This is a genomic window from Kitasatospora sp. NPDC032757 (genome assembly GCF_055579305.1).
Genome location: NZ_JBVINN010000023.1, coordinates 120648 through 137065, shown reverse-complemented (window position 1 = coordinate 137065; position 16418 = coordinate 120648). Strand labels below are relative to the sequence as shown.

Below are 16418 nucleotides of genomic sequence, written 5' to 3'. Positions count from 1 at the left end.
GCCAGGTCCTCGCCACCTCGCTCGCCATGCTCCGCACCAAGCACGCCGATCTGCCCAGCCGCAAGCACGGCAACCCGCCGATGTAGCAGCGCCGTCCCGCGGTCCTCAGTTCCGGTGCCACCGACCACACACCACGCATCCGCCCGGGAGAAACCGGATCATGGCCGTTTCCGCCGCCCCCTGCATCCGCGTCGTCCGCGGCTCGCTCTCCGACGAGGAGCTCGCGGCCCTGACCGCCGTGCTGACGGCCCTCGCCGCGTCCCGGCAGGCCGCGGCCGCCGCCGCGCCGGGCGAGCCGACCGCCACCCGGCACCGGCTGGAGCTCCGCCCGGCCTACTTCTCGCCGGTCAGCTGGCAGCAGGCCGCCTGACGGACGGTCACCGGCGGGCCGCTCGCGGCCGCGAGCGGCCCGCTCCGGGCGGACATGGGAAGTGATCAAGTTCGTGATTGGCCGCGGGAACGCCGGATGCGGCACAGTGGCCCCATGAGCCCGGACACGAGGAGTCACCACGCCGCCGGGGAGCGCGCCCCGGGCCGCCGGCGGCCGGTGCAGCAGCGCAGCCAGGAGCGGTACGGCCGGATCCTGGACGCCTGTGCCGGGCTGCTCGACGAGGTCGGGGCCACCGCGCTCACCACCAAGGAGGTCGCGCACCGCGCCCAGGTGCCGATCGGCACGCTGTACCAGTTCTTCGCCGGCAAGGAGGACCTGCTGGCCGCCCTGGCCGGCCGCAACCTCGACCACTACCTCCAGCGGCTGGACCGGCGGCTGAGCACCGAGACCCCGGACGGCCCGGCCGGGTTCACCGACCTCGCCGTGGACGAGTTCGTCACGATGAAGCGGGCCGTGCCCGGCTTCGGCCAGGTGGACTTCGGGCTGGCCGGCGCCGCCGTGCCCGCCGGGGTCCGGGACGACCGGCACCTGATCGACGCCGAGCTGGACAACAACACGGCCGTCGCCCTGCGCCTCCAGGCGCTCGGCGGCCGGCTCTTCTCCACGGCCGACCCGGCGGCGCTCACGCTCCGCCTGCGGGTGGCCCTGGAGGCGGCGGACGCCGTGCTCAAGCTCGCCTTCCGAGGCGACCCGGAGGGCGACCCGGTCCTGATCGCCGAGTCCAAGCGGCTGGTCCGCTGCTACCTGGCCGAACCCCCGGGCCCCCACCGAGGCCCGCACTGAGGACCCCCGCCGGGGCCCGTGCCGAGGCCCCTGCCGAGGCCCGTGCCGAGCGACGAGACCGGCCGCGACGGCACCCCCGGGCGTCCCCGGCACCGTCACGCCGTTGCGAGGCCGTCCCCGCCGCAGCACAGTGGAAGCAGAACGGCCGCCCGCGCGGCCACCGCTACCCGAGGAGCAGACCATGCACGCAGCGGTAGGTGACCAGCTCCACATCCACAGCAGGTCGGTGGGCATGGTCGACCAGAAGGGCGAGATCATCGAGGTGCGCGGCGCCGAGGGCGAGCCGCCGTACATGGTCCGCTTCGAGGACGGCCACACGGGCCTGATCTACCCGGGGCCCGACTGCAACATCGAACACCGCGAGGCGCTCCGCTGACCCAGGCGGCCGCCACCCCGCGCTCCCGCGGCGCGGGGTGGTGACTCACGTGTCCGCGCCCGCCCCCGCACTGCCCGGCGCGCTCGCCGGGCTCGCACCGCTGCTCGACCAGTACGGCTACCTGGCCGTGGCGGTCTTCGTGCTGCTCGACAACTGCGGCATCCCGGCGCCCGGCCAGACCATCCTGGTGCTCGCCGCCGTCTACGCCGGCGCCGGGCACCTCGACATCGCCGCCGTGGTGACGATCGCCTTCACCGCCGCGGTCGTCGGCAACAGCCTCGGTTATCTGATCGGCAGCACCGGCGGCCGCGCCTTCGTCCACCGCTGGGGCCGCTACGTGCTGCTCACCCCGGCCCGGATGGAGCGCGCCGACGGCTTCTTCGCCCGGCACGGCGGCAAGGTCGTCACCGTCGCCCGCTTCGTGGACGGGCTGCGCCAGACCAACGGCATCATCGCCGGCACCACCGAGATGCGCTGGCGGCGGTTCCAGCCGTTCAACGTGCTCGGGGCGGCGCTCTGGGTCGGCGTCTGGTCCGCCTTCGGCTACCTCGCCGGCGCCAACATCGGCGGGGTCTACCGGACGGCGATCCGCTACCAGCTCTGGCTGCTGATCGCCCTCGCCGCCCTCTGCGCCGCCCTCGCCGTCCGCCACCTGCTGCGCCGCCGCCGCAGGCCGGACGGCGGGCGGCGCGAGCAGGCGGTCGAGGACCCGCGGGACGGGCGCCCGGACCCCGAGGGCCCGCGGGGCGAGGACTCACGGCACGAGAGCACGCAGGCCGAGAACCCGCAGGCCAAGGGCTCGCAGGACGAGGGCTCGCAGGCCTAGCGCAGCGGGAACACCTCGAACGGGACGGCGAAGCGCGTCCCGAGGCGGCTGCCGGCGGCCCGGCTGAAGCCCTCCAGGAACTCGCGCGGATCGCTCATCACGCCGCCCAGCCCGGCCAGGTACGCCTTGTGCTCGGCCAGCGAGGCGACGCCCTGCTCGAAGTGGTCGGTGGTGTCCACGGCGTGCCGGGACTCGGGCGAGGCGACCGCCCAGATCTCGCGCACGCCGTCCCACGGCTCGTGACCCTCGGCCGTCAGCTCACGGAACACCCACCGGTTGCCGGCGTCGCGCACCGCGTCCAGGGTGGCCCGGCCGACGGCGATGTGGTCGGCCTGGTTGAGGAAGACCCCGCCGTACGTCTCACGGAAGTTGCTGGTGATGACGATGTCCGGGCGGTGCCGGCGGACGGCGCGGGCGATGTCGCGGCGCAGCGGCAGCCCGTATTCCAGCACGCCGTCGGGGTGGCCGAGGAACTCGACGGTGTCGACGCCGACCAGGGCGGCGGAGGCGATCTGCTCGGCCTCGCGCAGCGGTCCGCACTCCTCGGGGCTCAGCGAGTCGATACCGGCCTCGCCGCTGGTGACCATCAGGTAGACCACCTTCTTGCCCTGCGCCGTCCAGCGGGCGACGGCGGCGGCACCGCCGTACTCCATGTCGTCGGGGTGGGCGACGACAGCCAGTGCGGTCTGCCAGTCCTCGGTGACGGGCTCGAACGGCTCGGGGGCCTGCTGCTCGCTCATGGTGGTGCTGCCTCTCCGTGGTGCTCGCGGTGCGGATGTCGGGTCGCTGCGGTCATTCGGTCGTACCGCTGGTGACTCTAGGAGATCGCCGCTCCTCCCGTCCGCCGAACGGCCCGTCAGGCACCGTCCCCGCAGCCGCCTTTCCGCGGCGCGTCCCCTCGGCGGACGCTCCCCCCGGACGGCGGCCGGATCAGCGTCCCGATGCCGGCGCAGAGCAGGTCCAGGCTGCGGGTGAACTTCTCGTCCGGCCCGTGCGCGGCCGCGGCGGCCACCGTCCGGGGGAAGCTCCGGTGGAGGGCGGCGACGTCCTCGGCGGTGACCGGCACCGCCGGTGGCTCGCTCTGCTCCTGGAGCACGTAGCCGGTGACGTGGCTGAGCACGGTGTCGGCGGCCGTGCCGCAGTGCTCCGGGGGCACGCCGGCCTCGGCGAGGGTGGCGAGCAGCCGTTCCATCAGCGAGAGAGCGCCGGGGCTGAGGACCTTGGGGCTGCCGGCGAGCATGATCGCCCCGCCGGGGTGCTGCCGGATGCTCTGCCTCAGGGTGACGGCCTGCGCCGTGACCCGCGCCGGCCAGCCTGCCCGCGCGGGCAGTGCGGCCAGGGCCGCGGTGCCGGCCTCGTACGCCTGCCGGACCACCCGGTCCGCCATCAGCTGGAGCAGCGCGGCCTTGCTGGGCACGTGGTAGTAGAGGCTGCCGGCGTGGACGTCGAGCCGGTCGGCGACCCTGCGCACGGAGAAGCCGTGGTAGCCGGTCTCGGCGAACACCGCCATCCCCGTCTCGATGATCCGGTCCACGGTCAGTTTCACGGCCGCAGTCTAGCGAGTCGTGCCGACTTTCAAACACTGTTTGAAAACGCTCCGAGTCGCGCTACTGTCATGATCAGCAAAATCGCACACGGCTCGGAGGGGGGTGGTGACGATGGACGTTCTGCTGTTCAACGTGACCACGGCGGCACTGATGGTGCTGATGTTCAACGGCGGTCTGGCCCTGGTCGGCCAGAGCACACTGAGCCGGCGGCGGATCCCCTGGGCGGCCGTCGGCCTGACCGGGATCGCGCTCGCCGGGGTGGCGCTCCAGCTCTGCTGGCCGGGGGCGATGGGCGCACTCGACGCGGACCCGGCGAAGTCCGGCTGGTGGCGCGTGGTCACCTCGGTCTTCATGCAGAACGGCGGCTTCGGCGGGGCCGCCTGGAACATCGCCACGCTCGCGGCCGTCGCGGCCTTCGCCGACTGGTTCTGGGGTGCGCCGCTGATGCTCGGCCTGTTCTCCGCGGGCATCCTGCTGCCGGAGCAGATCGACAAGCTGTGGGGCCAGACCTCCCACAGCACCGACCCCCGCAACTTCGCCGGCAGCTCCGGCGCCACGTACTTCCTGGGCGCGACGCTGGCCGCTGCCCTGCTGCTGCGCGGCGGCGCCGACGAGACCTCCGGCCGGGATGCCGGGAAGGGCTCCGCCGACAAGGACGCCGGCCGCGGCAAGGCCGTCCGCAAGACCCGGCTGCTCGCGCTCGGCGTGCCGGTGCTCGGCCTGGCCATGTGGTTCGCCCAGGAGAACGGGCACGGGCTGGTCTCCGCCTACGGCTTCGCCCTCGGTGCACTCGTCCGGGCCGCGTTCCGCACCGTCCTGCGACCGGACCGCGACCTCGTGCAGCCGCCGCGCACGACGGTCGCCTCGCTGACCGGGCTCGTCGGGCGGCGGACCCGCAGCGCCGGCTAGCCGGAAGGCGCCGCCCGCCCCGCCCGCGCCGTTCCACCATGACCACGAGGGAGAGAGCATGTCGGAGAACCTGCGCCGGGAAGTGTCGAAACTCGTCGACCGGGAGGTGGCCAGGATCCTGGAACAGACCGACCGCGACGTGGCCCGTACGGTCAACCGCGCGCTGGGTGCGGGCGACGGCGCCCCGGCGTTCGACACCGCCCGCTGGCAGGCCCGGCTCGGCGGGCTCCTCGCCGCCCACCACATCCCCGGCGCCGCCCTGGCCGTGCTCGCCGACGGCGAGATCCACGAGGTGGCCGCCGGCATCCTGCACACCGGCACCGGCGTCGCGGTGACCCCGGACTCCGTGTTCCAGATCGGCTCCGTCAGCAAGGGCTACACCGCCGCCATGGTGGTCCTGCTCGCCGACGCCGGGAAGCTGGACCTCGACGCGCCGGTCGCGGACGTCCTGCCGGACTTCGCGGTCGCCGACGCCGTGGCCGGCCGGACGATCACGCCGCGCCAGCTGCTCAACCACACCAGCGGCATCGAGGGCGACCACGTCAACGACACCGGCCGGGGCGACGACTGCCTGGCCCGCTACGTCGAGAGCGCGCGGACCGTCGGCCTGACCAACCCGCCCGGCGTCACCATGTCGTACTCCAGCACCGCCTACAACGTCCTCGGCCGGATCGTCGAGGTGGTCACCGGCCGGACGTGGGACGAGGCGCTCAAGGAGCTCCTCCTCGCCCCGCTCGGGCTGGAGCACACCATGACCCTGCCCGAGGAGGTGCTGCGCTTCCGCGCCGCCATGGGGCACATGGGCGAGCCGGGCGAGCCCCCAGTCCCCACCCCGCTCTGGAACATGCTGCCGCGCTCCGCCGGTCCGTACGGCGGAATCAGCGCGACCGCCGCCGACGTGGCCCGGTTCGCCCGGGTCTTCGTGGACGGCGGCGCCGCACCGGACGGCACCCGGGTGCTGCCGGCCGCCGTGGTCGACGCGATGCTGACCCGCGAGGTCGAGATGCCCGACCAGTGGTTCCTCGGCGCCCACTGGGGCCTGGGCTGGGGCCTGTTCGAGTGGGACGGCGCGCGCGGCTTCGGCCACGACGGCTCCACCTTCGGCCAGCTCGCCTACCTGCGCGCCATCCCGGAGAAGGGCCTCGCCATCGCCCTGCTGACCAACGGCGGCGGCGCCGCGCCCAAGGTCTTCGAGGCGCTCTGCCGTGAGCTCTGCGCCGAACTCGCCGGGGTCACCATGCCCAGGTTCGCGCCGGCCGCCGAACCCCCGGCCGTGGACACGGAGCCGTTCCTCGGCGGCTACAAGCGCGAGGGCTTCCTCATGACCATCGCCGCCGGCGACGGCGGCCCGGGCACGCTGCGGCTGAGGTACGAGGGCGCGGACGGCCTGGCGGGCACCTTCGACCCGCTGGTCTGGCACCTGACCCCGGTCTCGCACACGCCGGCGAAGACGGTGTTCGCCGGCCGCCGCAACGAGAAGGACGCGTGGATCCCCGTGGTGTTCTACGCCCTCGCCGACGGCAGCCGGTACGTCCACTTCGGCGTCCGGGCGACGGCCAAGTCCGCCTGAGGCGCCTGCCGTCCGGAGGTGCGGCCGGACTGATCCGCCGCACCTCCGGGCCGCGCCCCGGGACGGCCGGCCGCCCGTGGCCGCCGGAATGATCGCAGAGCACCGCCCACCCACATTGCAGAGGATTCTCTGCAGAGACCTCTATGCAGAGAATCCTCTGCAACATACGATGACACCATGACCGAGCACCCGGAACAGCCGACCCCGCCCGCCACGCCGCAGCGCCGGCTCGACGCCACGAGCCTGCGCGGCCTGGCCCACCCGTTGCGGATGCAGATCTTCGAACTGCTCAACCTGGACGGCCCGTCCACCGCGACCCGGCTCGCCGAGCGGCTCGGCGAGAACACCGGCACCGTCAGCTGGCACCTGCGCCACCTGGCCGACCACGGCTTCATCGAGGAGGACACCGGCCGCGGCACCAAGCGCGAACGCTGGTGGCGCCGGGTGCCCGTGGCCAACCGGCTCGACACCACGGACTTCCGCGACGACCCCGCCAGCCATGGCGCGCTCACGCTCTACGTGCACCAGGTGGTGCAGAACTCCTTCAACCGGGTCACCGCCTATATCGACCAGGAGTGGGAGGACGAGTGGCGGGACGTCGGCACCGTCTCGGACTGGAGCCACCTGCGCCTGACGCCCAGCCAACTCAAGGCACTGAACGAGGAGTTCGAGGCCGTCATCGCCCGCCACACCCCCGCGCCGGACGCCGAACCCGACCCGGACGCGCTGCCGATCGTGGTGCAGCTCCAGTCCTTCCCGCGCCGCGCCGGGGGTGCCGAGTGAGCTCCACCGCACGCGGCGGGCTGCTCCGCCGCCACCGGGACTTCCGCCTGCTCTGGAGCGGCGAGACCGCGGGGAAGTTCGGCGCCTCCGTCACCGGCGTGGCGCTGCCGCTGATCGCCGTCTCCGACCTGCACGCCTCGACCTTCGAGATCGGCCTGCTGAACGCCGCCGCCTGGGCGCCCTGGCTGGTGATCGGCCTGCCCGCCGGCGTCTGGGTGGACCGCTTACCGCGCCGACCGATCATGCTGGCCACCGCCGCGGCCTCACTGCTGCTGTTCGCCGCCGTCCCGCTCGCCGACCGGCTCGGCCACCTGAGCATCGGCCTGCTGCTGGCCGTCTCCCTGCTGACGGGCACGGCCGCGGTCTTCTTCCAGACCGCCTACACCGCCTACCTGCCCGGCCTGCTCGACCCCGCCGACCAGCCCGAGGGCAACGCCAAGCTGCACGGCAGCGCGTCCGCCGCCCAGCTCGCCGGGCTCGGCTCCGGCGGCCTGATCGCCCAGTTCGCGGGCGCGGTGAACGGCATGTTCGCCAACGCCGCCACCTTCCTGGTCTCGCTCGTCTGCCTGAGCCGGATCCGCCACCGCGAGACCCCCGCCCCCCGCAAGGAACGGGCGCTGCGACGCGAGGTCGGCGAAGGCCTGCGCCTGGTCGCCGGTGACCGCTGGCTGCGCACGCTGACGCTGTTCGGCGCCGCCTCCAACCTGGCGCTGATGGGGTACCAGTCGATCCAGGTCGCCTTCCTGATCCGCGAGGTCGGGCTCGCCTCCGGCACGGTCGGCGGGCTGATCGCGGCCGGGGCCAGCGGCGGCATCGCCGGGGCGTTCGCCGCCCGCCGGGTCGCCGCCCGGATCGGCACCGCCCGCGCGATGCTCCTCTTCGAGCTGGGCCTGCCCGGCCTCGCCCTGCTGATCCCGCTCACCACCGACGGGGTGGGCGTGCTGCTCTACGTCACGGGCGGGTTCAGCATCTCCGCCGGAGTGGTGGCGGGCAACGTGCTCAAGTCGAGCTTCCAGCAGAGCTACTGCCCGCCCGAGCTGCTCGGCCGCCTCTCCGCCAGCGCCGCCGTCCTCAACTACGGCACCATCCCGCTCGGCGCGGTGCTCGCCGGCGTCCTCGGCACGACGCTCGGCCTGCGCCCCGCGATGTGGATCGCCACCGCCGGCGTCCCGCTCGCCGCCCTGATCCTGCTGTTCTCCCCCGTCGGCCGCACCCGCGACCTCCCGGCCTCCCGCCGCCCGGACCGGACGGAGGAGGGGGCGGACGGCCGCCCGCAGTCCCCGGTCCTGCGCTGACCCGCCCCGCGGTTCCCGGCGGCACCGTCCCTCCGGGCCGCTGGTCACAAGGCGATGGCCGGCCCGGAGCCCGGCCACCGCACGTGGGCGCGGGCCGCCGGCGCGGACCGGTTTCGCCCGGCCGTCGCGGAGCAGGCCGAGGGCGGCGTCCGGGCAGTGCCGCTCGCCCTCCTGCGAGGGCCCGGCGTGCAGCGGGGCCTCCCGGGCGAGGCGGGCCGGCGCCCGGGGCCCCCGGGTCGTGAAACCGTACTCCCGAGGTCGCCGGGCCCGCCGGCGTTACCGGGCCCGACCGGCGCTACCGGGCCCGGCCGCGCCCGGAGCGTACGTTCTTCCTATGGCACGGAGCTCACGAGCCGGCCGGCTCGCACCCCCCAGCTGGCTCACCGCCGGCCTGCGGCCGCACTCCGCGCCGATCCCGTGGGCCGCCGTGGCCCGGGCCGCCGTCGCGCTCTCCGCGCCGCTCGCGGTCGGGCTGGCCGCCGGGGAGCCCGGCTACGGCGCGCTGGTGTCGATGGGCGCGCTCTCCGCCGTCATCGGCGACACCGCCGACGCGTACCGGATGCGGCTCTTCAACATCGCCGTCCCCCAGCTGTTCGGTGCCCTCGGCGTCACCCTCGGGACGCTGGTGTACGGGCAGGGCTGGACGGCCGTCGCCGTGCTCACGGCGGTCGCGCTGGTCTCCGGCATGATCTCCTCGATCGGAGCCGTCGCCTCCGCCTCGGGGCTGCTGCTCCTGCTCAACGCCGTGGTCGGCGCCGGCCTGCCGATGCCCGCCCCCTGGTGGAAGCCGCCGCTGCTGCTCACCCTCGGCGGCGCGGTGGTGCTGGTGCTCACCCTGGTCGCCTGGCCGCTGCGCGGCGGCGTGCCGGAGCGGACGGCGGTCGCCGGGACGTACCGGACCGTCGCCGACTTCCTCCAGGCGGCGGGCACGCCCGCTCACGACGAGCGGCGGCAGGCCGTCACCCACTCGCTCGACCGGTCCTACGACCTGCTGCTCGCCCACCGCGCCCGCCGGCACGGCCGCTCCCCCGCGCTCGCCCGGCTGATCGCCCAGCTCAACGCGGTGATGCCGGTGGTCGAGGCCGGTTCGGCGGCCAAGCTGCGGCCGGCTTCGCTCGGCCCGCTGGCAGAGGCGTACCCGGCGGCGGTCCGCGAGCTGGCCGCCGCCGTCGAACAGGGCCGGCCCGGCGCGCGCCTGCTGGACCTGCCGCCGCCGACCGGTCCGTCGGAGCGCGCCATCGACCACGCGCTGCGCTACGCGGCCGCCGTCGCCCACGAGCCCTCGCCCGACCCGTTCGGCCCGGCCGACCGCCTCGGCCTCCCCGCCGCGTTCCGGGTGCGGGCCCGGCGCACCGCGCGGGCCGCGCTGCTCTCCGGGGCGTCCTGGCGGTACGGCCTGCGGCTGGCCCTGTGCATCGGCCTCGCCCAGGCAGTGGTCTCGGTGCTGCCCGTGCCCCGGTCCTACTGGGTGGCGCTGACCGTCACCTTCGTCATGAAACCCGACTTCGGCTCCGTCTTCTCGCGCGCCGTGCTGCGCGCGCTCGGCACCGCGGCCGGGCTGCTGATCGCGATCCCGGTCCTCGCCGAGGTGCCCCGCGGGTGGTGGGACGTGCCGATGACGGCGTTCCTCGCGATGCTGATCCCCGCCGCCTCGGCCAAGGGCTACGCGTTCCAGACCGCCGCCATCACCCCGGTCATCCTGCTCCTCTCCGACCAGATCAACCACCAGGGCTTCCAGTTGGTGCTGCCCCGGCTCTACGACTCGCTGATCGGCTGCGCGATCTCGCTGATCGCCGGTTACCTGCTCTGGCCGGAGTCCTGGCACACCCGGATCGGCGACCGGCTCGCCGACGCCGTCGCGGACACGGCGTCCTACGTCACGCTGGCCTTCCCCGCAGCCCCCGGACGCGACCAGGCCGTCCGGCTGCGCTACCGGCGCCGGCTCTACCGCGACCTGTCCGCCGTCCGCTCGGAGTTCCAGCGCGCGCTCACCGAACCTCCGCCGACCGGAGCGCTGGCCGCCGCGTGGTGGCCGCTGGTGATCGCCGTCGAGCGGATCGTGGAGGCCACCACCGCCACCCGGGTCCGGGTCGACCACGGCGTCCCGCCGCCGCCCACGGCCGAGGTCGCGGCCATCGTCCGGGAGCTGGGCGACCTGGCCGGCGCCCTGCGCGCCGGGGCGGCGCCGGCGGCCCCGCTGACGGCGGACGGCCCGGACGAGCCGGACGAACAGCGGGACGGCGTGCTGGCCCCGCTGCACCGGGAGGTCCGGGCCGCGCGGGTGATCGCGGCCCCCGGGCCGGGCTGACGGCTCCGGGACGGGCCTACGAGACGCCCTGGTCCTGGATCCGCTGCCAGGGCCGGTCCGCCTCCAGCGCGAACGCCAGCTCCAGCAGCAGCCGCTCCTGGCCGTGCGCCGCCGACAGGTGCACGCCGACCGGCAGGCCGTTGCCCGCCGGCTCTGCCGGCAGCGAGATCGCCGGGCCGCCCGTCACGTTGTTCACCGGAGTGAACGCCACATAGCGGTGCAGCCGGTCCAGCAGTTCCTCGAAGGCGACGTTCGGGCTCAGGTGCCCGATCGGCGGCGCCATGTGCGCGAGCACCGGCGAGAGGATCACGTCATGGTCCCGGAACAGCCCCGCGTACGCCGCCTCGGTCCGCCGCAGCCGGCGCAGCACGCCCGGCGTCTTCATGAACTCGCGGTGGAAGGTGCGCCGCAGACCCGTGGTGAGGCCGTCCAGCTTGCGGGCCTGGAAGCCCGGGTCCAGCAGCAGCTTGCCGGTGGTGGCGATCAGAAAGGCGATGTAGCCCCAGTAGAGGGTGAAGTCCCGGGAGAACTCCTCGCCGAACGGCAGCGTGGTCGGCGTCACCTTGTGCCCCAGCGCCTCCAGCCGCCCCGCCGTCCGCTCCACCGCGTTGCGGGTCGGCCCGTCGGTGACCGCCACCGGCGAGTCGAGCACCAGCCCAACCCGCAGCGGCCGCTCGCCGGGCCCCTCCACCAGGCCGAGCGGCGGCAGCGCCGGGTTGCGGTGGTGGCGTTCGGCCTCCGCGAAGAAGGCGGCGGTGTCCCGGACGGAACGGGTGACCACGCCGTCGGTGACCAGGTCGATCGGCAGCCGTCGGCCCTGGTCGTTGGCGACCAGCCGGCCCCTGGTCGGCTTCAGCCCGACCAGCCCGCAACAGGCCGCCGGGATCCGGATCGACCCGCCGCCGTCGTTGGCGTGCGCGATCGGGACGACGCCGGCCGCGACCAGCGCGGCCGCCCCGCCCGAGGACGCCCCGGGTGAGTGCGAGGGCCGCCACGGGTTGCGCACCGGCCGGGCCTCGGCGAACTCGGTCGAGGCGTTGAGGCCGAACTCCGGCAGCCGGGTCTTGCCGAGGACGGCCAGCCCGGTACTGAGGAACTGCTCGGCGAAGCCCGCGGTCCGCCGTGCCGGCTTGGCCCGGAACGCCGAACTCCCCTGCCCGGTCGGCATTCCCCGCAGGTCCACGTTGTCCTTCAGATAGCTCGGCACCCCGAACAGCGCGCCGCCGTCACCGGCCGGCGCCGTCCGCGGCTGCCCGTACGCGGCGAACGCGACCGGCGCCAACGCCGCGTCGACGCGCTCCGCCCGCGCCGCCGCGGCCGCCGCCAGCTCCGCCGGGCTGACCTCCCCGGCCCGTACCGACGCCGCCAGCGCCACCGCGTCGTGCTCCCCCAGCGCGTCGTCCCCGAACGCGTGGACCCGCTCCTCCGCCATACGACTCCCCATCCCCTACCGGCCGGTAATACCGCGCGAGTTCCGCAGTCTAGGCGCGTGGACTCCGTCCGGACAGCCCGCCGCTCCGCCGGAAATCCGCTACCCCGGGCAGGTCCGGCCCGGCCATGATGGCGGCATGACGAACGGGAACGACCAGGAGGCGCCGGGCCTCTGCGTGGTGGCCAACGTGGCACGGGAGACCACCCACGGCGAGGGCGGGCTGGAGATCCGCACCGGGCTGCGGCACTTCGCCGCCGGGGCCAGGGTCTGGATCGCACCGCTGCGGTGGGGCGGCCCGGACGTGCACGTCGTCGGCCGGCACCGGGGCAACGGCCGCCGCTACACCGGGATCGTCGTCCCGCGCAGGTTCCTGGAGAACTTCCGCGTAGCCACCGTCCACAGCCCGGCGCTGCTGCGGGCGCTCGGCGGCGGGCCGCTCTGGACGGCCGAGGACGCCGAGTCGTACGTGCGGTTCTGGGGCACACCGCGGCTGGCGACCCAGGTCCACGTACCGGGCGAGCCCTTCGTCCGCCGGATCAGGCCGGTCACCGACCCGCCACCGATGGAGCTGGAGTACGAGGGCGCCACCTACTACCTGGCCCACTTCAACGCCAACCGCGCCCGCTACTCACCTCTGCCGCCGCCCGCCGAGCCCTCCCCGCCGGCCGGCACCTGAGGCTCCGGACCGGCGCACCGAAGGGCCCCGGCTCGCCCGGGCCGCCGAACCCGCCGCCTGCCCGGCCGGCCCAACTATCCTGCCGAGCAGCCCGAGTTCCCACCGAAAGCCGGTCCCATGCTCGACTACGACGACACCGGATTCCGCCGCGACGGCGCACCGCACCGGATCATCTCCGGCGCCGTGCACTACTTCCGCATCCACCCCGACCTCTGGGACGACCGCCTGCGCCGGCTGCGCGCCCTGGGCGCCAACACCGTCGACACCTACGTTCCCTGGAACTTCCACGAACTCCCTTCCGGTGAGGTGGACTTCACCGGCTGGCGGGACCTCGGCCGGTTCGCCGCACTGGCCCGCGCCAACGGCCTCGACGTGATCCTGCGCCCCGGCCCCTACATCTGCGCGGAGTGGGAGTTCGGCGGGTTCCCGGCCCGGTTGCTCGCCGCCGACGGCCTGCGGCTGCGCTGCGCCGACCCGGCCTACCTGGCCGAGGTGGACGGCTGGTTCGACGCCGTGGTGCCGGAGATCCTGCCGCTGCTGGCGAGCCGCGGCGGCCCGGTGGTGGCGGTCCAGGTCGAGAACGAGTACGGCAGTCACGGCAATGACGCGGCCTACCTGGCCCATCTGCGCGACGGCCTGCTCACCCGGGGCGTCGACTGCCTGCTGTTCACCGCCGACGGCGCCGAGGACACCATGCAGCAGGGCGGCACCATCCCCGGCCACCTGTCCACCGCCACCTTCGGATCCCGGCCCGCCGAGCGCTTCGAGGTGCTCCGGCGCCACCAGCCCAAGGGTCCGCTGACCGCCATGGAGTTCTGGATCGGCTGGTTCGACCAGGTCGGCGGGCCCCACCACGTCCGGGACGCCGAGGAGTCCGCCCGGGCGCTCGACGACCTGCTCGCCACCGGCGCCTCCGTCAACCTCTACATGGCGCACGGCGGCACCAACTTCGGCTTCTGGGCCGGCGCCAACCACACCGGCACCCACCCGGAGGACGCCGGCCACCAGCCCACCGGCACCAGCTACGACTACGACGCGCCGATCGGCGAGGCGGGCGAACTCACCGACAAGTTCCACGCGTTCCGGGCCGTCATCGGCAGGTACGTCCCGCTGCCCGGGACGGAGCTGCCGCAGCCGCCGCCCCGCATCACCCCACAGCGGATCGGACGCCCCACGGGCCGCGCCCGCCTGCTGGCCTCCCTCGACGCCCTGGCCACCCCGCTGCGCCGGGCCGCGCCCGAACCGATGGAGAAGGTCGGCCAGTCGCTCGGCCTGATCCACTACCGCACCCGCGTCCCCGGCCCGCGTCCCGCGCTGCCGTTGCGGATCGACGGCATCGGCGACCGCGCCCACGTGTTCGCCGACGGGGTGCCGCTCGGCGTCCTGGACCGCAACGCCCCCGGCGAGACCCTTCCGCTGGCGACCGGGCCGGCCGGCGCGACCCTCGACATCCTGGTCGAGGCGCTCGGCCGGGTGAACTACGGCCCGCTGCTGGAGAACGACCGCAAGGGGATCGGCCGCGGCGTCTCGCACGGCCACCAGCGCCTGTTCGACTGGGAGATCCGCCCGCTCCCGCTCGCCGGCCTCGGCTCGCTCGCCTTCTCCGACACCGTCGGGGCGAGCGACGGCGACCCGGTCTTCCACCGCTTCGAGGCGACCCTCGACGCCCCCGCCGACGCCTTCGTCGCCCTGCCCGGCTGGGGCCGCGGACTGCTCTGGCTCAACGGCTTCCTGCTCGGCCGCTACACCCGCCAGGGGCCGCAGCGCACCCTCTACGCCCCGGGCCCGCTCTGGCACGCGGGCGGCAACGAGCTCGTGGTCCTCGAACTGGAGACCCACGCCGAGGCCGTCGAACTCCGCGACCACCCCGACCTCGGCCCCACGGCGGCCGCCCCCAGCATCGACTACTGAGCCACCCGGCCGGCCGGTCCCGGATCCTTCCGGAACCGGCCGGCCCCCTCCGCCCCGTCTGCCCCCGGCCCCGCCGTCCCCCGCCCCTCCCGACCCGCGGCCCCTTCCGTGCTCCGGAAGAAGCCACTCGCCACCCCAATGGTGCTACTGTCGATAGCATCATGCTGCTGAAGCTGGATCTCTCCGACAGCCGCCCCCTGCACGAGCAGGTGGCCGGTGCGATCCGGCGCGCCATAGCCGAGGGCGAGTGCGCGCCGGGCGACAGGCTGCCGCCCGCCCGGGAGCTGTCCCGGGCGCTGGGCGTCAACGCCAACACCGTCCTGCGCGGCCTGCGCGCACTCCGGGACGAGGGCGTCCTGGAGTTCCGCCGCGGCCGCGGTGTGACGGTGGCCGCGGGCGCCGACCAACGGGCCGAACTACTCGCCCAGGCGGCCGCGTTGGTCGCCGAGGCCGCGCGGCTGGGCTACAGCAGGACCGATCTCGTCGAACTGATCAGGAGGCTGCCGTGAACGGCGGGGGGAACCGGAAACGTGGTGCGTGGTGGAGCGCGGCCGCCTGGACGGCGGGGGTGCCGGCGGCCCTGGTCGCACTGCCCCTGGCGGCGGCCGGCCGGCTGCCGGACGAAGTGGCCACCCACTGGGGCGCGGGCGGCCGCCCCGACGACTCGATGCCCTTCTGGGCGGTACCGCTCGCCCCCACCGGGATCTGGGTGGTCATGGTCCTGGCGCTGGCCCTGACCGTCCGGCGGGCCGGCCCGGCGGCGCGGTCCTGGTCGGGAGCTGCGCTGCTCTCCGGGGGTGTCCTGCTCACCGGCGCGCAGGCGTCGATCGTGCACGCCAATCTGGACCGGACCTCCTGGACGGACGCCGGCTCCGTCGGCCCCGAGGTCGTCGCCATCCTGGCGGCTTCGGCCCTGGCCGGCCTGCTCGGCCGGCTCGCCGGTCGCCGCGCCACCCCGCCACCGTCCGCCACCGGGGCCGACGGGACGGCCGTCGGCCCGCAGCTCGACGTCCCCGCCGGGGAGCGCTTCGCCTGGCTCTCCCGCACCGTCAACCCCTGGCTCCAGCTGACCGCGACCCTGGTCGGCCTGGCCGCCGCCGGTACCGCGATCGCCGCGACCGCCGGCCTGGCCGTCCCGCTGTGGGCCGTCGCCCTCCCGCTCGCCGTCGCCGCCGTCGCGATGTTCGCCTGCTCCTCCGTCCAGGCCCTGGTGACCCCGAAGGGTCTGGAGGTCGCCTTCGGCCCGGCCGGCTGGCCCGTCCGCCGCTGGCCCCTCGACACCATCGAGTCGGCCCGCGCCGAGAAGCGGACCCCGGCCCAGGTCGGTGGCTGGGGCTACCGCCTCAGCGGCCTGGGCACCACGGTGATGCTCCGTGGCGGCGACTGCCTGGTCGTCCGCTCGCGCAAGGGGACCGACTTCGCCGTCAGCGTCGACGACGCCGAGCGCGGCGCCGCGCTCCTCAACTCGCTCACCACCCGGCACTCCGCGAAGTGACGCCGGACCGGCCCCGGCTCCCGAACCGACCCTCGCCCCCGGAATACCCGCCGCTGTACGGAGGTTGACGCCTCGGCAGGCCGGTGATCAGAGGCCGGACCAGGTCCGGTAGCGAG

16 protein-coding genes are annotated in these 16418 nt (G+C 74.9%); 13 read left to right on the top strand and 3 right to left on the bottom strand.

Annotated features, from left to right (window positions below):
* Positions 1 to 160 precede the first annotated feature (160 nt).
* From ACZ5WK_RS24405 to ACZ5WK_RS24390, 4 genes are all read left to right on the top strand, one after another.
* Positions 161 to 370, top strand: a complete 210-nt coding sequence (locus ACZ5WK_RS24405) for an acyl-CoA carboxylase subunit epsilon (RefSeq protein ID WP_465550031.1) — start codon at positions 161 to 163, stop codon at positions 368 to 370.
* A gap of 114 nt (positions 371 to 484) precedes the next feature.
* Positions 485 to 1174 (top strand): TetR/AcrR family transcriptional regulator, encoded by a 690-nt coding sequence (locus ACZ5WK_RS24400; RefSeq protein WP_465550029.1) that lies wholly within the window; start codon positions 485 to 487, stop codon positions 1172 to 1174.
* A 181-nt stretch (positions 1175 to 1355) separates the two neighbouring features.
* Complete coding sequence (locus ACZ5WK_RS24395; RefSeq protein WP_465550027.1) at positions 1356 to 1550, top strand: DUF1918 domain-containing protein; 195 nt, start codon at positions 1356 to 1358, stop codon at positions 1548 to 1550.
* Positions 1551 to 1599: 49 nt separating this feature from the next.
* The gene (locus ACZ5WK_RS24390; RefSeq protein WP_465550025.1) at positions 1600 to 2376 is read left to right on the top strand and encodes a DedA family protein; all 777 of its coding nucleotides are present in this window, start codon (positions 1600 to 1602) and stop codon (positions 2374 to 2376) included.
* Here the strand turns inward: ACZ5WK_RS24390 and ACZ5WK_RS24385 are convergent.
* Positions 2373 to 3116: a PIG-L deacetylase family protein gene (locus ACZ5WK_RS24385; protein WP_465550023.1), complete on the bottom strand. Its 744-nt coding sequence runs from the start codon at positions 3114 to 3116 to the stop codon at positions 2373 to 2375. The genes ACZ5WK_RS24390 and ACZ5WK_RS24385 overlap by 4 nt on opposite strands.
* A 116-nt stretch (positions 3117 to 3232) precedes the next feature.
* Positions 3233 to 3922, bottom strand: a complete 690-nt coding sequence (locus ACZ5WK_RS24380; protein WP_465550021.1) for a TetR/AcrR family transcriptional regulator — start codon at positions 3920 to 3922, stop codon at positions 3233 to 3235.
* Positions 3923 to 4034: 112 nt separating this feature from the next.
* On the opposite strand from ACZ5WK_RS24380, the gene ACZ5WK_RS24375 reads away from it, so the two are divergent.
* From ACZ5WK_RS24375 to ACZ5WK_RS24355, 5 genes are all read left to right on the top strand, one after another.
* Positions 4035 to 4832 (top strand): hypothetical protein, encoded by a 798-nt coding sequence (locus ACZ5WK_RS24375; protein WP_465550019.1) that lies wholly within the window; start codon positions 4035 to 4037, stop codon positions 4830 to 4832.
* A 58-nt stretch (positions 4833 to 4890) separates the two neighbouring features.
* Positions 4891 to 6402: a serine hydrolase domain-containing protein gene (locus ACZ5WK_RS24370; protein ID WP_465550017.1), complete on the top strand. Its 1512-nt coding sequence runs from the start codon at positions 4891 to 4893 to the stop codon at positions 6400 to 6402.
* Positions 6403 to 6579: 177 nt separating this feature from the next.
* Complete coding sequence (locus ACZ5WK_RS24365; protein ID WP_465550015.1) at positions 6580 to 7185, top strand: ArsR/SmtB family transcription factor; 606 nt, start codon at positions 6580 to 6582, stop codon at positions 7183 to 7185.
* On the top strand, positions 7182 to 8480 hold the full coding sequence (locus tag ACZ5WK_RS24360; RefSeq protein ID WP_465550013.1) for an MFS transporter: 1299 nt from the start codon (positions 7182 to 7184) through the stop codon (positions 8478 to 8480). The genes ACZ5WK_RS24365 and ACZ5WK_RS24360 overlap by 4 nt, the downstream gene beginning before the upstream one ends.
* A gap of 334 nt (positions 8481 to 8814) precedes the next feature.
* Positions 8815 to 10788, top strand: a complete 1974-nt coding sequence (locus ACZ5WK_RS24355) for an FUSC family protein (protein ID WP_465550011.1) — start codon at positions 8815 to 8817, stop codon at positions 10786 to 10788.
* Between the two features lie 16 nt (positions 10789 to 10804).
* Here the strand turns inward: ACZ5WK_RS24355 and ACZ5WK_RS24350 are convergent, their stop codons facing one another.
* Positions 10805 to 12220 carry an amidase gene (locus ACZ5WK_RS24350; protein WP_465550009.1) on the bottom strand — a complete coding sequence of 472 codons (1416 nt, stop codon included), beginning with the start codon at positions 12218 to 12220 and terminating at the stop codon, positions 10805 to 10807.
* 136 nt (positions 12221 to 12356) lie between these two features.
* Here ACZ5WK_RS24350 and ACZ5WK_RS24345 point away from each other — a divergent pair, with 136 nt between their 5' ends.
* From ACZ5WK_RS24345 to ACZ5WK_RS24330, 4 genes are all read left to right on the top strand, one after another.
* A complete protein-coding gene (locus ACZ5WK_RS24345; RefSeq protein ID WP_465550007.1) occupies positions 12357 to 12896 on the top strand; it encodes a hypothetical protein in 540 nt (179 codons plus the stop codon).
* Between the two features lie 117 nt (positions 12897 to 13013).
* The gene (locus ACZ5WK_RS24340) at positions 13014 to 14807 is read left to right on the top strand and encodes a glycoside hydrolase family 35 protein (protein WP_465550005.1); all 1794 of its coding nucleotides are present in this window, start codon (positions 13014 to 13016) and stop codon (positions 14805 to 14807) included.
* A 161-nt stretch (positions 14808 to 14968) separates the two neighbouring features.
* The gene (locus tag ACZ5WK_RS24335; RefSeq protein WP_405362740.1) at positions 14969 to 15316 is read left to right on the top strand and encodes a GntR family transcriptional regulator; all 348 of its coding nucleotides are present in this window, start codon (positions 14969 to 14971) and stop codon (positions 15314 to 15316) included.
* Positions 15313 to 16302, top strand: coding sequence for a DUF1648 domain-containing protein (locus tag ACZ5WK_RS24330; RefSeq protein WP_465550003.1), 990 nt, complete (start codon positions 15313 to 15315; stop codon positions 16300 to 16302). The genes ACZ5WK_RS24335 and ACZ5WK_RS24330 overlap by 4 nt, the downstream gene beginning before the upstream one ends.
* Positions 16303 to 16418: the final 116 nt, after the last annotated feature.

What these genes read in the sequence shown, in the direction of transcription:
- ACZ5WK_RS24375 (WP_465550019.1), top strand. Translation starts at nt 4,035, where the DNA reads ATGGACGTTCTGCTGTTCAACGTGACCACGGCGGCACTGATGGTGCTG.
- ACZ5WK_RS24405 (WP_465550031.1), top strand. Translation starts at nt 161, where the DNA reads ATGGCCGTTTCCGCCGCCCCCTGCATCCGCGTCGTCCGCGGCTCGCTC.
- ACZ5WK_RS24365 (WP_465550015.1), top strand. Translation starts at nt 6,580, where the DNA reads ATGACCGAGCACCCGGAACAGCCGACCCCGCCCGCCACGCCGCAGCGC.
- ACZ5WK_RS24385 (WP_465550023.1), bottom strand. Translation starts at nt 3,116, where the DNA reads ATGAGCGAGCAGCAGGCCCCCGAGCCGTTCGAGCCCGTCACCGAGGAC.
- ACZ5WK_RS24355 (WP_465550011.1), top strand. Translation starts at nt 8,815, where the DNA reads ATGGCACGGAGCTCACGAGCCGGCCGGCTCGCACCCCCCAGCTGGCTC.
- ACZ5WK_RS24340 (WP_465550005.1), top strand. Translation starts at nt 13,014, where the DNA reads ATGCTCGACTACGACGACACCGGATTCCGCCGCGACGGCGCACCGCAC.
- ACZ5WK_RS24335 (WP_405362740.1), top strand. Translation starts at nt 14,969, where the DNA reads ATGCTGCTGAAGCTGGATCTCTCCGACAGCCGCCCCCTGCACGAGCAG.
- ACZ5WK_RS24350 (WP_465550009.1), bottom strand. Translation starts at nt 12,220, where the DNA reads ATGGCGGAGGAGCGGGTCCACGCGTTCGGGGACGACGCGCTGGGGGAG.
- ACZ5WK_RS24345 (WP_465550007.1), top strand. Translation starts at nt 12,357, where the DNA reads ATGACGAACGGGAACGACCAGGAGGCGCCGGGCCTCTGCGTGGTGGCC.
- ACZ5WK_RS24395 (WP_465550027.1), top strand. Translation starts at nt 1,356, where the DNA reads ATGCACGCAGCGGTAGGTGACCAGCTCCACATCCACAGCAGGTCGGTG.
- ACZ5WK_RS24400 (WP_465550029.1), top strand. Translation starts at nt 485, where the DNA reads ATGAGCCCGGACACGAGGAGTCACCACGCCGCCGGGGAGCGCGCCCCG.
- ACZ5WK_RS24370 (WP_465550017.1), top strand. Translation starts at nt 4,891, where the DNA reads ATGTCGGAGAACCTGCGCCGGGAAGTGTCGAAACTCGTCGACCGGGAG.